This is a genomic window from Lyngbya sp. CCY1209 (genome assembly GCF_055795065.1).
This window is the reverse complement of record NZ_JAYFER010000593.1, coordinates 1-13,546: the sequence shown is the minus strand read 5'-3', so window position 1 is coordinate 13,546 and position 13,546 is coordinate 1. Positions and strand designations below refer to the sequence as shown.

The following is a 13,546-nucleotide window of genomic DNA, read 5'->3' as shown; positions in this document are numbered from 1 at the left end:
ATACCCCCAATTCAATATCTTGTCCCCCCCTTCTCAAGGGGGGCTAGGGGGGATCGAATCTCAAACATAGGAGGAATTATGCCCCCAATTCAATATCTTGTCCCCCCCTTCTCAAGGGGGGCTAGGGGGGATCGAATCTCGCACATAGGAGGAATCATGCCTCAATTAAGCAACTCAAACTTTCACCTGCCCTACAATCCTAAACTGACAGCGATCGCCAAACAAATGCGACAAAACCCAACTCCTGCGGAACGAAAATTGTGGCAAGATTGTTTGAGATATTTTCCGTTTCGAGTGTTGAGACAAAGACCCATTGATCATTTTATCGTCGATTTTTATTGTGCATCTTTAAAATTGGTGATTGAAGTTGATGGGGAAAGTCATTTTACACAACAGGGGAAGCAGTCTGATGCTGAAAGAACTGCTATTTTAGAAGGATATGGATTGCGAGTAATCCGGTTTACAAATGTTGAGGTTTTGGAGAATTTTGAAGGGGTTTGTTCTGAATTGCAGGGGTTGATCCCCCCAAACCCCCCTTAAGAAGGGGGGCTTTTAAATTCAGCTTTTCGAGTCCCATGAGATGGGGCGATCCCCCCAAACCCCCCTTGATAAGGGGGGCTTTTAAACTCAGCTTTTCGAGTCCCATGAGATGGGGTGATCCCCCCAAACCCCCCTTGATAAGGGGGGCTTTTAAACCGAGATTTTTGAGTCCTATGAGATGGGGCGATCCCCCCAAACCCCCCTTGATAAGGGGGGCTTTTAAACCGAGATTTTTGAGTCCCATGAGATGGGGCGATCCCCCCAAACCCCCCTTGATAAGGGGGGCTTTTAAACCGAGATTTTTGAGTCCTATGAGATGGGGTGATCCCCCCAAACCCCCCTTGATAAGGGGGGCTTTTAAACTCAGCTTTTCGAGTCCCATGAGATGGGGCGATCCCCCCAAACCCCCCTTAAGAAGGGGGGCTTTGAATCATCAGCCTGAGAAACGCTATAATTTTAAGTACCCATTGAAATCCAAGTCATGCCACCTTTGTCTCCCCCCTTTTTAAGGGGGGCTGGGGGGGATCTCTAACTCCCCCCTTTTTAAGGGGGGCTGGGGGGGATCTCTAACTCCCCCCTTAAAAAGGGGGGCGGGGGGGGGATCTCAAAAGTTCTTTTCAACATCACCAAAAATGCAACAACAAACAGCCGCACTCATTCAACTCGCCCAGAAATTGCAAAATTGCGATCCGTTGGATTATGATAACATCGACATCCCCTTTCAACTGATGCAAACTGCCCTGGAACTGTGGGGAAATCTCTATCCCCCGGAAGTGTTAGAAAACCTCGCCAACTCCGACCCCGACACCCTCGATGCCTGGGCGATCGCACTTTCAAAAACCCTCGGACAACAACTCTCTCTCCTCAACACCTGGCAACCCCATTTGTCCGCCTCATCTATCCCCCCGAAACTGGCAGAAAAGCTGAAAAATAACCATCGAAAATTTGCGGAAATCTCCCGAGAAACTTCGGAACTGTTGGCGACGGCTGATGAGCTTTTAAGTCAAGAACGTCAGTTAATACAAGCCGGGGAGGAATTGGCACAGTTAAAACACCGCGTCGCCAAATTAAACCGGATTGAAACGGAACTGAAAACCGCCGATTTAGAACAACTTCGCCGCGATATCGAAACGCGATCGCACGCCCTCGAACCGCAATATCAACAACTCGAACAACTCCAACAAAAACAAAGCGAACTCCAAGCCCAAACTGACGCCCTCAACCGGCAGCAAACCCGCCTGGCATCGGAAATCGAGATTCTGCGATCGCGCCAAAATAAACGAGAAGCCAATACCGCCGAAATCGCCACGGAATTGATAACCCTCACCCAGGCGGAACGAAATAAACTCAATTCTATTTTATCAGATACCCTGGCAGAATTGCAACAAGAAAAAGCCGAATTTGACCGCATCCAAACCGAACTGGAAACGGCGATCGCCCACTGCAACCGATACCAACAACAAACCGCCGCCATCCGCGACGACCTCAGCCGCCACTACGAGAGCGATCGCGACCTCGGCCAATACCTCCCCATCAACCATCAACAAATCGACCCGATTTTAGAGCAAATAAAAACCCAACTCCGAGACCTCGATCGCCAACTCGCCGACCTCCAAAACCGGCACGCCGAACAGCACAAAAAACTCGCCCTCAACTTTTCCTCATGACCCCATTAAATCTCGCCGAAATCTGCCCGTCAACGCGCACGTTAGGCCCCGGAAACCGCTTTGTCATCTGGGTGCAGGGTTGCTGCTTCAACTGTCCGGGCTGCGTTTCCCCCGACTGGATACCCCGAACCCAAGCCACATTGATCGACCCCATCCAACTGGGAAACTTGATCCTTTCCCAACCCAATTTAGAGGGCGTAACCGTTTCCGGCGGCGAACCCATGCTGCAGGCGATCGGATTAGAAACCCTGTTTTCCCACCTGCGGGAAAATTGCGATCTTTCGATTATGTGTTATACTGGATTTACCCTAGAAGAAATCCGGAAAAATCCCGATCGCGATCGGCTGCTTCAATTCATCGATATCCTCATCGACGGACAATATATCGCCGAACTGAATGACAACCGAGGTTGGCGGGGTTCGTCCAATCAAACCGTCCACTTTCTCACCCCCCGCCACCGCCCCGACGCCGAATTATTTACCACCCGAAAGCGGGATGTCGAAATCCACCTGCGAAATCAATCCGCTCTCATGGTCGGCGTTCCCCCGCAGGATTTCCGCGATCGCTTTCGACAACTCATCGATCGCAGTACCGCCGGGAATTTTTAAGCCACCTTCAGGATATTAATCGGAGTCAATTATTTTCGATTCGAGCCGTTGCCGATGCCAGTTTTTAAGCTATCTTTTTGACAGCCGATCGCTCGAATGATGTCGGACTTGACAAAAACAGCCGAGCCGTCAATAATAGACTCGCCCCCGGATCGGAATTCTCCATCCTATTTCTCATGAATTGAAGGAATGACGAATGTTTAAAGATTGGACATCGGACGACTGGATCAACCACATCCTATTTGTCGGGACGATTTTACTCCTGCTGGTTTCTTTTCTCGTCGGTTGAAACCGGGGGAGAAAGAAGGAGCGATCGCGATCTATCAATTTTATATATTGGTCGAACCGTCCCCAATCATCAATCGATGACAACTTTGGGAGTCGAATCCCCCAATCCGGTTTAATTTTGTTAAATTTTACCGACCTTCGGACTAAAATTTGGTATAAGCGAAGTAGAGAGAGCAATTCGACTCGTCCAGTTATCTTGGGGGCAGTCCGATGAATGTCAGATTGATTATTTTTTCAGGAATTGTGATGGCTTGCGTGGGTTCCGTCTTCGGGTTGGCGGTGTCGAGAATGAGCCAGGAGACTTATCAATGCTGCGATCTGGTTTCTCCGGAAACCAATATCGGTTACAGTCAACCCCGCGAACCCCTCGCCTACGGGATTACCGGCGCCACGATGGGATTTGCCGTGGGTTCCATTTTGGAAATGTTGCGGGAAGCCAAACCGGAAGAGGAGCAAAATTAATTTCCCGAATCCCCCGATTCCCGAAGAAAGCGGGTTGCGGGTTGCGGTTGTGTGGGAGCAACCGTCTCGGGTTGCGGGTTGCGGGTTGCGGGTTGCGGTTGTGTGGGAGCAACCGTCTCGGGTTGCGGGTTGCGGGTTGCGGGTTGCGGGTTGCGGGTTGCCCGGTTGTGTGGGGGCAACCGTCCCGGGTTGCCCGAATTGTAGGGGTCCCGGGTTGCCCGATTTCCGAGTATTTAAGGCGGATAGCGATAAAAAAACGGGGCGGTTTCTCACCACCCCAATTCATGATTAAACAAACACATCAGTCAAGCGTTTAACCGTCCGAACTAGACGATCGCCCCAAAAGGATCAGCCGCCGTCAGTTCGGCCGCATCGACGCCCCGCAGGTTCGCCAGAACTTCCTCTCCAAAGCCGATCGCGGCTCCCATTCCCATATCGGAAATCGAGAGAACCTCCGGACTCAGACCGCCTTTCAACGCCAACCGATCGATGCCGACTTCAAAATCAACGATCGTGTCGGTGCCCTCGCCGACAGCCAAAACGAAGGTATCGGAACCGGAACCACCGGAAAAGTCGTCACCCGTGAGGATGTCGTTCCCCAAGCCGCCGTCGATGAGGTCGTCGCCGTCGTCGCCCCAGATCAAATCGTTACCTTCATCGCCGAAGAGTTGGTCATTTCCAGCCTTACCGCCGATGCGATCGTTGCCCAAACCGCCGTAAATCGTATCGTCGCCGCCGACGCTACCGGAGGAACGGCTGTTTTCGTCGCCCCGCAGGACATCATCGCCTTCTTCACCATAAATGATATCATCGCCCAAACCGCCCGCGGCCAGGTCGTCGCCGATATCCGCCCGGATCAGGTCGTCGCCATCTTCCCCGATGAGGGTTTCATCTGCCGGCGTCCCGTCGATCAAATTCGGCAGGACGTCGCCGAACAGCGTCCGGTACATGATCTCATAGATTTCGGTATTATCGACCGTATTCGGCAGCAAGTCCGCGTTCAGACCGTAGGTTTTGGAAACGATACTTCCGGCAAAGTCCGGCGTACCCACATAGGCGATACCGAAGGGATACTCGTTGCCGTTGGCGTCCGGCGCCGAAATAAACGGTTCGCTGTCCCGGCCTTCGGCCCCGTCCATCGGCACTTCCACCGCGTCGGAGCGATCGGCTAAAGTGGGGTTAACGCCGATGGTTCCCACTGTTTCCCCGTCGCGATCGTCCACTTCCAGACCCCCCGCGTCGCTATCGGCGGCGGTGATAATCAGGGTGTTGGGATCTTGGTTGTCCACGAAGTCCATCGCCACACCGATCGCGTCGTCGGCCCGCTGCATCGCTTCCACAAAGCCCCGGGCGTTATTATTGTTGGTGAAATTGTCGGTGCCCTCTTCTTCCATGACCACGAAGAACCCGTCGGGATCTTTGGACAAGATCGGCAACGCCGCCTCCAACATCTCGGCGATGGTGGGGGGATTCTCATTTCCGGGCTGGCCGTAATTTTCCAACCCCGCCTCAAAATTCGTCTCTTCGGTGGTGTCGTTGTAGGTGTCTTCGGCCGCGAAAATCCCCAGAACCTTTTCGGTGTCTTCGGACAGACTTTGCAACTCTTCGCGGGTGTAAACGACCGTGTAGCCCATTTCCTCGGCTTCTTCGATCAGGTTGCGGCCGTCTTCCCGGGTTCCTTCCTCCCCGAAGAAACCGACGGTTCCGACGGGCAAATAGTCCGTTTCGCCGGCGCCCATGATCACGTCAACGCCGGATTCGAGGATTTGGGCGGTGATTGCTTCCGTTTCCCGGCGATTTTCGACGCCGGCCAAAAATGCTCCCGTCCCCGGTTCGGCGATAAATCCGGAGTTGATGACGGCGGTGGCCTTTCCGTCGGCGATCGCTTCTTCCATGATCGTCATCCCCCGCATCCCGGAACGGGAAATGATCGGAACGCCGTTTTCATCGAATCCGAAGGAGGGGGCGGGCACTTTCGACCCGGTGGCATGGGTGACGGCCCCGGCGTTGGAAGTTCCCACGATCTGGTCTTCCATGTGGCCGAGGTACACCCCGGCGTGGGTCATCATGTCCCAATTCAAACGGCCGTCGGGTCCTTCCTCCACGAAACGGGCCGCCGCGAAGTGGGAGGGGCTGGTTCCGTCCGGGTGGATAAAAATGACGTTTCCGGTGTCTTCGGTGGCTTCCGGAGCCGTCCGGGGCGGTTCTGCGGGAACAAACGAGGGCAGTTCCACGTCGAACAGCGTCTGGTACATGATGCGGTAAATGTCGGTGTTGTCCACCGTACTGGGCAACAATTCCGCATTCAAACCGAAGGTTTTGGCGACGATACTGCCCGCGAAGTCGGGGGTTCCCGCGAATCCCACGCCGAAGGTGTATTCGTTGCCGTTGGCGTCGGGGGCGGAGACGAAGGGTTCGGTGTCCCGTCCGCTGGCGCCGTCGTAGGGGACTTCCACCGCGTCGGAGCGATCGCTCAAAGTCGGGTTCACGCCCACGGTTCCGACGGTTTCGCCGCTCACGTCGTCCACTTCCAAGCCACCCCCGTCGCTGTCGGCGGCGGTAATTAATAAGGTGTTGGGTTTGACGTTTTCGATGTAGTCTTTGGCGATGCCGATCGCTTCATCCGCCCGCAAAACGGCTTCGATCGCGCCCCGGGCGTTATTATTGTTGGAGAAGTTGTCCGTAGCTTCTTCTTCCATGACGATAAAGAAGCCGTTCTCGTTTTCGGGGGAGAACAGGTCCAACTCCAACGTCGCCTGCAACATCTCGGCGATGGTGGGGGGATTCTCATTTCCGGGCTGGCCGTAATTTTCCAACCCCGCCTCGACGTTCGCCTCTTCGGTGGTGTCGTTGTAGGTGTCTTCGGCCGCAAAAATCCCCAGAACTTTTTCGGCATCTTCGGGCAGACTTTGCAACTCTTCGCGGGTGTAAACAATCGTATAACCCAGATCGGTCGCTTCTTCGATCAGGTTGCGGCCGTCTTCCCGGGTCCCTTCTTCCCCGAAGAAACCCACTTCTCCCACGGGGAGATAGTCCGTTTCGCCACCACCCAAAATCACGTTGGCGCCGGATTCGAGCACTTCGGCGGTGATTTCTTCCGTTTCGCCCCGGTTGAACACGTCGGCTAAAAATACCCCCGTCCCCGGTTCGGCGATAAAGCCGGAGTTGATGACGGCGGTGGCCTTTCCGGCGGCGATCGCTTCTTCCATGATCGTCATCCCGGGTTCCACGCCCAGATCGGGGCCGCCGAGTTCGGGACTGAGGCTGGAGAGGGAAGCGATCGGATCGCCGTCTTCATCCAAACCGTAAGATCCGGCGAAGGGTTTGACCCCCATCGCGTGGACGACCGCCCCCCCGTTGGAGGTTCCCACGATCTGGTCTTTCATGTGACCGAGATACACCCCGGCTTTCGTCATCTCGTCCCAGTTGAGGCGGCCGTCGGGTCCCTCTTGGACGAAACGGCCGGCGGCGAAGTGGGACGGACTGGTTCCGTCCGGATGAATGAAAATAACGCTGTCTGACATTGTTTTTTTGAGATAGATGCAGTCGGTTTTTTGGACACGGAAATGCGGCGGAGCTCCCGGGGGTTTCTCCGCACTTCGGACGCTCGATTTTGCAAAACGAGACGACTGACAATGACCCGAAATGAGCCTCCCTTTCTCGACAGTCGATTGGAAGAAAATTTACACTTTATTAAATTACATTTACCGAATTAAGGTAGAGTTAAGAAAATATCAACATTCGGTTAAATTTTGACGGGTATAAAATAGCACCCGCAAGTATTTGGAAAAATTATTTAAAATATAAGAATAAGTTTTGATTGTTTTTTGTAGCAGTCGCCATGACGGTTAGGACATCCAAAAATCCCGAAACTTGCCAACCACGGGCTTTCAACCGCAAGCTGATGGCTGAAAGCTGACTGCCGACTGCTATAAGCGATCGCGCCCCAGTTGCAAAAATTGATAAAAACGTGCTATAATTATCGTTTATGCAACGCCTCGAACTGGGCAGATAAATCCTTCGCAAAAGCTTTGGGATTCCACAGTGGCGCGAGGTTTTCCGCATTTTTGGAAGCGGCGAGGCGATCGCGGATCGACTGCCTCAGTTCGGCGTCGAGTCCCAACTGAATCCCCCAACTTTGATACTCTTCCCAGGAGTCCGCCACCCCGGCATCTATCCCCACCCCTTCCAGGAAGGCGTATCCCATCCGCGACAAAAACTGTTCGCCCCGGCGGGTGACGATGGGCACATCAAACCACAGGGCTTCCAAATTGTGGGTGCCGCCATTGTAGGGGTAAGAATCCAACAGCACATCCGCCAAAAGATAGATTTTTCGATGTTCTTCCTCCGTGGCAAATCGGTTAATCTGTTTGATGCGGTGCACCCCGACTCCCATCGCCTGACACGCCTCCCGGTAAGCCTGCCGCACCACCTGAGCATCACCCTGCCCTTTGTGCACTAAAATACTGTCGGGAACCTGTTTGAGAATTGCCACCTGGGCATCGACGAGTTCCCGGTTAAACTTGCGTCCGGGGGCGACGCAGAGGTAAACCACCTGATCGGAACTGATGCGGTAAGCCTGCCGGAGTTGGGCGGCATCCGCCTCAACCCGCTGAAATCCGGAAACCGCCATAAACGTCTTCGGCATCCGAATTAATTGTTCGACAGAATCGGCATCTCGCCCTTCCGGGTGGGTATGCTTGTCGCCGATAAAATAGTTTTGGGATGAAAGCTGGGGGGCGTCGAATCCCAGCCAAGAAATGCAGACTGGGGCGGGTTTTTGATATAAAATTTCGGTGTGAATTTGGACGCTCAAGGAATCCAAATCCAACAGAATATCGATACCGTCATTGCGGATGGCGGCGGCAATTTCTCCGGCATGGGGGAGCCCTTGGGGGAAGTTTTTCGGCTCGAAAACGTTGCGGGCGACCTGTTCAAATTGGGGGGTTTGGCTGTCCCGGGTGGGGCGATCGCTCCAATACAAATAAATCTCGGTATTGAGGGCAGCGAGTTCTTTGATGACATCGGCACTGCACCAGCCGACGGAGTGGCGGCAGAAGTGCTTGGAAAGGATACCGATTTTTAGGGGGTTTTTTCCCGTGCCGCTTCCGAATCCTTTAGCGCCCGGTTTGGAGGGGGCGGGGGTGGGGGCGGGCGGGGTGAGGATTTGGCTGATATAGCGATCGCCGATTAATCGTTGCAGGGCGTAATTTTGTTCCAAATTATCCCGCAGGTAGGGCAGGGCGAATAATAAATTGGCGTAGAGGGATTTGGTTTCGATTTCGTTGCTGTTAGGTAGCAGGGCGGGCAGTTTCGCTTCCAATTCCAAAAACCGATCCAGGGCGATGCGATTCAATCCGGAAACTTGATAGATACTGACGGCGTAAATAGACGCCATGATCGGGTCGGCATCGCCGCAGGTTTGGACGTAGCGATCGACGGCGCGGCGGGCGGCGGCGAGGTCGGCGGAGTCGCGGTAAATGCCGCACAAATGCTGGTGGGCGGCGACGAGATCCGGTTTCAATTCCAGGGCTTTTTCGAGGAAGGGAATCGCCTCTTTCGGCTTTCCCTGGTGGCGGTAAATCATGCCGATCTGAGAGTAGGCTTCCGCCAGATTCGGGTCCGCCGCGATCGCCTGTTGCCAACTCGCGATCGCCTCCGGCAATTGCCCCGCCGCGGCCCACTGATTGCCCCGGTGAAAGAGCTGCGTCGCGTCCCCCATTTGGGACTTCAAAACGGACGCCTGCCGTTCCACTTCCCGGGCATCCGCCTCCCGCCCCAACTGCCGCAAAACCCGCGCCAGATTGACATAAATGGGCGCCAGGTCAGGTTTGAGGGAGAGGGCTTTTTGGTAACTCGCGATCGCCTCCTCCAGTTTGCCCTGTTTGTAAAGCATACTGCCCAAATTGGCGTGGGCTCGGGCGAAATTGGGATCTAACTCCAGGGCTTTGGCGTAGCAGCGGACCGCCTCGTCGAGTTGGGTCCGGGCCTGGGCGACATTCCCCATCGTCACATAGACGGGCGCCGAGTCCGGTTGGAGTTGCAACGCCTGCCGACAGACCGCGATCGCCTCGTCGTACTGTTCCCGGGCATAAAAAGCCTCAGCCCGCTGTAGGAGGGCTGCGGGGGTGTTGGATTGGGCGTTAGGGGCGGAACTCGACTGGGACGGCATCTCGGCGATCTCGTTGAATGGTGAAGCTGGGGGGACGGGTATCGGATACCCCATCTGTTTTTATCATAAGTTGTTCGGATCTCCAACCCGGTCCGACGAAGGTAATTTTAAATCCCTTATAATTGAGAAAAGGTTCCGGGTGTCAGATTGAGGGTGTTGAAAACCGAACTATAATCACAGTCTAAATGTGATTGAGATCGCCGTTTTCGGTTGTGCGATCGCACCAAATTCCGCGATCGAGATTACCCGGATTCGAGTCGAATTCTGTCACAATAATAAATGTAGTGGACTGTTTCATCTGAAATGAGGCGATCGGATCTGAATCCACAGGCAAGATGCCTGTGCTACGTTTGGAATTTTGCCTCATTTGAGCCGAAACGATCTAGTAGGAGGTTGAATCATAACCTTTACAAGGAGGTCAGCGATCGCGAACAAGGAGCATTCAATCGGGAACGAAATCATGGAGAAAGCTAACGCCGAACGGAACGATGCGATTACCAAAGCCGCGGCAGTCAGTCTGATCTGGATCTTAGCCGGACTCGACCGAGATGGGATGTCCGAGAAGTACGACCGAGAAAAAGGAAAAATCCACGTCAATCTCACCCCTTTGGCACAACCCTAAATCGGGAGCGATGAAGTGGATGCGATTCCGGCCGGACGGTGCATCCTGCCACCCACTGCCAAAACTTTTTTTTCAAATTGAATAATTCTCGGGTACCGCGCGATCGCGGTGCCATCAAATTGGGGACGTAGCCCAGCTACGCCCCCAATTAATTTATGATCAACTGTCCAGAAAAAATGCATTGAGATTCAGCAAGCGACCCTCGAGACAGCTTTCGCGAGACTCAGAAACCTTCCCGATTCCCGAGTCCCGATTCTCGAGTCCCGATCGTCACCGTCTAGCATTCATCAAATTGGTATTAAGCAAATTGGCATCGTCCAAATTCGCCCCCGCCAAATCTGACGCACTCAGATCGGCGCCGCTGAGATTCGTCCCGGTCAAGTCGGTATCGCGCAAATTGACACCGCTGATATCGTACCCGTAAAGGCTTCCTTCTTGTAATTGCACCCGGCCCAAATTGGTGACGGACTGGCGCACGTCCTGGAGGTTCGCCCCCGTCAGGTCGGCACTTTCCAAGTTGGCGCCGACGAGGTTCGCCCCCCGCAGGTTCGCGTCTTGGAGGTTGGCAATCACCATGCCGGCGAGGGTGAGATTGGCATTGCTGAAGTTCGTGCGGGTGAGATCTGCACCGTGGAGTTTGGCGGCGATGAGACTGGTATTTTCCAGATCGGCTTCAACCAGGATCGCCCGGTTGAAGTTCGCCTCGTTCAAATTGGTACCTTTGAGGTTCGCGCCGCTGAGGTTGGCATTTTGCAGGTTCGCACCGTTGAGGTCGAGTCCCTCGAGTTGGGCGCCGGTGAGGTCGCATCCTTGGCAGCTATTCGTCTCCAGCAACTGCTTGAGGTGGGCGGGGTTCTCAGCGCGGGCCGAAGTGGCAACACCGATGGCGATCAATAACGTCGCGGCTGCATAAGTTAAGAATTTCATCCCACACCCTCCAAAACTCTCGATAACTCCTAATATGCTGGATCTTGAGTGTGAAGGAAATGAGTAAAATCCCGGTTGGGGGCGATCGCGATCACTGGATTTTGTCCGGAACGGTGCGGCGATCGCGTCATGACTTTTCGGTTGTGACCGCTCGAACCAAGTCTGCGAGGCGGTTGGCGCTATCTACGACGCCCAGCGATCGAGCGGCTTCTTTCATCCGCGAAAGCACTGTTTCAGATTGTAACAGATACAAAACTTTACTTTCAAGTGCCGTCGCCGTCAAGTCCCCCTGTCGGATCATGACCGCCGCACCGCGATCGGCGAATACCTTGCCGTTGTAGGTTTGGTGATCTTCAGCCGCGTAGGGATAGGGGATCAAAATCGCCGGCGTTTCCGTCACGGCCAACTCCGTCAGCGTCCCGGCCCCGGCCCGACTCACCGCCAAATCCGCCCGTCGCAGCAAACCCGCCATATTGTCGAAAAACGGCATCGCGATATATTGGGGGTGCTCCAGGCGGCCAGCCTCCGGATCGTTGGTCCCCGTCAGGTGCACCACCCAAATCCCCGCCTCGAACCAGGACGGCGCGGCGGCCCGCACCAAACGGTTGACCGCCACCGCCCCCTGGGAACCGCCCACCACGGCGACCACGGGGGCACCTTCGGGGATGGGGAAGGGCAGGGGTTCCGCCTCCCCCACAAATTCGGGCCGCACGGGCGTCCCCACCACCGCCGTTTTCGCTTTGGGGAGGTATCGGGCGGCTTCGGCAAATCCGATCGCCGCCCGGGTGCAGCGGGGCGCCAGCCAGCGCGTCACCTTGCCGGGGAGGGCGTTGGATTCGTGGAGGACGACGGGCAGGCCGAGGGAGCGGGCCGCGAGGATGGCGGGGGCGGCGATGTAACCCCCGGTGGTGAAGACCCCCCGAAAATTGCCGTTTTTGAGCAAGGTTCGCACCTTGAGGACGGAGGCGGCGAGGCGTCCGACGGTGAGCAGGGTTCCCAGCCCGGGTTTGCCCTGAAATCCCCCCACGGCGACGGTGTGGAGGCGATACTGTCGGGGAACCAATTGGGTTTCCAAACGGTCAGGAACCCCGAGCCATTCGATATCATAGTCGCCGAGACAGCCGGCGGTGGCGATCGCCGGAAACAGATGTCCGCCCGTACCGCTGGCGGCCACCAACAGGCGCGTGGGTGTTTGGGTCAAAGCCGTTTTTCTCCTTCTCTAGCCGACAACTCCGCTACAATCAAAAGACGCGAGGGCTGGCGGGGTCTCCGGATGGAAATCCCCGACTCCTGACAACTGTACAACCGAGACGGACAACTGACAACTCGACTTATGATCCCCTTTCAACTCTTTCAATCCGACTCTCCGAGAACCACCCCGGCGCGAGGGCGTTCCGGCTCGGCTTTCCGAGGGACTTTTTCGCCGGTTTTATCCGCCATTTTGGGGATCGCCCTGTGGTGCGGTTCGGGCCTGTTTCCCCGGCCGGGTACCGCGCAACCGCCGGAAACGGCCCCCCCGGAATTGATGGCGCTGATCGAGGAAATTGAGGGGGCGGCAAACCGGCGAGATGTGGGTGCGGTGATGGAGAATTACGCCCGGGATTTTAGCAATTCCGACGGTTTGAATTACGAAATGTTGGAGGAGGCACTCGCGGAGTTTTGGGGGGAGTATTCCCGGCTCAATTATACGACCACGTTGGAGAGTTGGGAGCGGGACGGCGGGGCGATCGTGGCGACGACCGTGACTCAAATTGAGGGGGTGAGGGAGTTGGGCGATCGCGAATTGACCCTGCTTTCTACGATTACTTCCCAACAGCGGATCGAGAATGATAGAATTGTCGGCCAGGAAATTTTGTCGGAGCAAAATCAACTGACCTCCGGCGACGACCCGCCGACGGTGCGGTTGAACCTTCCGGAACAGGTGCAAATGGGGGAGGAATACAGCGTCGATGCGATCGTTGAGGAACCCTTGGGGAGCGAGATTTTGATCGGGACGGCGATCGCCCAACCGGCGACGGCACAGGCCTATTTTGACTCGGAACCCCTACGGTTGGAGTTCCTGCCCTCCGGCGGGGTGTTCAAAATCGGTCAGGCGCCGGACGTGCCCGAGGATAGCTGGGTGTCCGCCATTTTGATGCGCCGGGGCGGGATCACGCTGGTGACGCGGCGGCTGCGGGTGGTGGATTGACTTCTCCCCGGTCTAAAGACGCGGGGATTCTTAAGCCGTCCAAAACTGAACTCTTAAAGGCATAGTCAATGT

The 13,546-nt window shown here is 55.4% G+C and carries 10 protein-coding genes; 6 read left to right on the top strand and 4 right to left on the bottom strand.

What is annotated here, in order from left to right; translation table 11 throughout:
• Window positions 1-156 precede the first annotated feature (156 nt).
• From AC0QHF_RS21945 to AC0QHF_RS21930, 4 genes are all read left to right on the top strand, one after another.
• The gene (locus AC0QHF_RS21945) at window positions 157-540 is read left to right on the top strand and encodes an endonuclease domain-containing protein (RefSeq protein WP_324706383.1); all 384 of its coding nucleotides are present in this window, start codon (window positions 157-159) and stop codon (window positions 538-540) included.
• Between the two features lie 632 nt (window positions 541-1,172).
• The gene (locus tag AC0QHF_RS21940) at window positions 1,173-2,207 is read left to right on the top strand and encodes a coiled-coil domain-containing protein (protein WP_324706382.1); all 1,035 of its coding nucleotides are present in this window, start codon (window positions 1,173-1,175) and stop codon (window positions 2,205-2,207) included.
• Window positions 2,204-2,815 carry a 4Fe-4S single cluster domain-containing protein gene (locus tag AC0QHF_RS21935; RefSeq protein ID WP_324706381.1) on the top strand — a complete coding sequence of 204 codons (612 nt, stop codon included), beginning with the start codon at window positions 2,204-2,206 and terminating at the stop codon, window positions 2,813-2,815. Before AC0QHF_RS21940 ends, AC0QHF_RS21935 begins: the two co-directional genes overlap by 4 nt.
• 498 nt (window positions 2,816-3,313) lie before the next feature.
• Window positions 3,314-3,565 (top strand): hypothetical protein, encoded by a 252-nt coding sequence (locus AC0QHF_RS21930; RefSeq protein WP_324706380.1) that lies wholly within the window; start codon window positions 3,314-3,316, stop codon window positions 3,563-3,565.
• Window positions 3,566-3,891: 326 nt separating this feature from the next.
• Here the strand turns inward: AC0QHF_RS21930 and AC0QHF_RS21925 are convergent, their stop codons facing one another.
• Together AC0QHF_RS21925 and AC0QHF_RS21920 are read right to left on the bottom strand one after the other, a co-directional pair.
• Entirely contained in the window at window positions 3,892-7,089 is a 3,198-nt protein-coding gene (locus AC0QHF_RS21925; protein WP_324706379.1) for an alkaline phosphatase, read from the bottom strand.
• A 455-nt stretch (window positions 7,090-7,544) separates the two neighbouring features.
• Window positions 7,545-9,737, bottom strand: a complete 2,193-nt coding sequence (locus tag AC0QHF_RS21920; RefSeq protein ID WP_324706384.1) for an O-linked N-acetylglucosamine transferase, SPINDLY family protein — start codon at window positions 9,735-9,737, stop codon at window positions 7,545-7,547.
• A 460-nt stretch (window positions 9,738-10,197) separates the two neighbouring features.
• On the opposite strand from AC0QHF_RS21920, the gene AC0QHF_RS21915 reads away from it, so the two are divergent.
• Window positions 10,198-10,359 (top strand): hypothetical protein, encoded by a 162-nt coding sequence (locus tag AC0QHF_RS21915; RefSeq protein ID WP_324706378.1) that lies wholly within the window; start codon window positions 10,198-10,200, stop codon window positions 10,357-10,359.
• 270 nt (window positions 10,360-10,629) lie between these two features.
• On the opposite strand, the gene AC0QHF_RS21910 is transcribed toward AC0QHF_RS21915, so the two are convergent.
• A complete protein-coding gene (locus AC0QHF_RS21910; RefSeq protein WP_324706377.1) occupies window positions 10,630-11,286 on the bottom strand; it encodes a pentapeptide repeat-containing protein in 657 nt (218 codons plus the stop codon).
• 127 nt (window positions 11,287-11,413) lie between these two features.
• Window positions 11,414-12,487, bottom strand: a complete 1,074-nt coding sequence (gene murG, locus AC0QHF_RS21905) for an undecaprenyldiphospho-muramoylpentapeptide beta-N-acetylglucosaminyltransferase (RefSeq protein WP_324706376.1) — start codon at window positions 12,485-12,487, stop codon at window positions 11,414-11,416.
• Window positions 12,488-12,619: 132 nt separating this feature from the next.
• On the opposite strand from murG, the gene AC0QHF_RS21900 reads away from it, so the two are divergent.
• Entirely contained in the window at window positions 12,620-13,474 is an 855-nt protein-coding gene (locus AC0QHF_RS21900; protein WP_324706375.1) for a nuclear transport factor 2 family protein, read from the top strand.
• Window positions 13,475-13,546 lie beyond the last annotated feature (72 nt).

Bases quoted from the DNA above. Each gene is read 5' to 3' on its own strand.
- AC0QHF_RS21935 (WP_324706381.1), top strand. From the start codon at position 2,204: ATGACCCCATTAAATCTCGCCGAAATCTGCCCGTCAACGCGCACGTTA.
- AC0QHF_RS21915 (WP_324706378.1), top strand. From the start codon at position 10,198: ATGGAGAAAGCTAACGCCGAACGGAACGATGCGATTACCAAAGCCGCG.
- AC0QHF_RS21945 (WP_324706383.1), top strand. From the start codon at position 157: ATGCCTCAATTAAGCAACTCAAACTTTCACCTGCCCTACAATCCTAAA.
- AC0QHF_RS21925 (WP_324706379.1), bottom strand. From the start codon at position 7,089: ATGTCAGACAGCGTTATTTTCATTCATCCGGACGGAACCAGTCCGTCC.
- AC0QHF_RS21920 (WP_324706384.1), bottom strand. From the start codon at position 9,737: ATGCCGTCCCAGTCGAGTTCCGCCCCTAACGCCCAATCCAACACCCCC.
- AC0QHF_RS21910 (WP_324706377.1), bottom strand. From the start codon at position 11,286: ATGAAATTCTTAACTTATGCAGCCGCGACGTTATTGATCGCCATCGGT.
- AC0QHF_RS21930 (WP_324706380.1), top strand. From the start codon at position 3,314: ATGAATGTCAGATTGATTATTTTTTCAGGAATTGTGATGGCTTGCGTG.
- AC0QHF_RS21900 (WP_324706375.1), top strand. From the start codon at position 12,620: ATGATCCCCTTTCAACTCTTTCAATCCGACTCTCCGAGAACCACCCCG.
- AC0QHF_RS21940 (WP_324706382.1), top strand. From the start codon at position 1,173: ATGCAACAACAAACAGCCGCACTCATTCAACTCGCCCAGAAATTGCAA.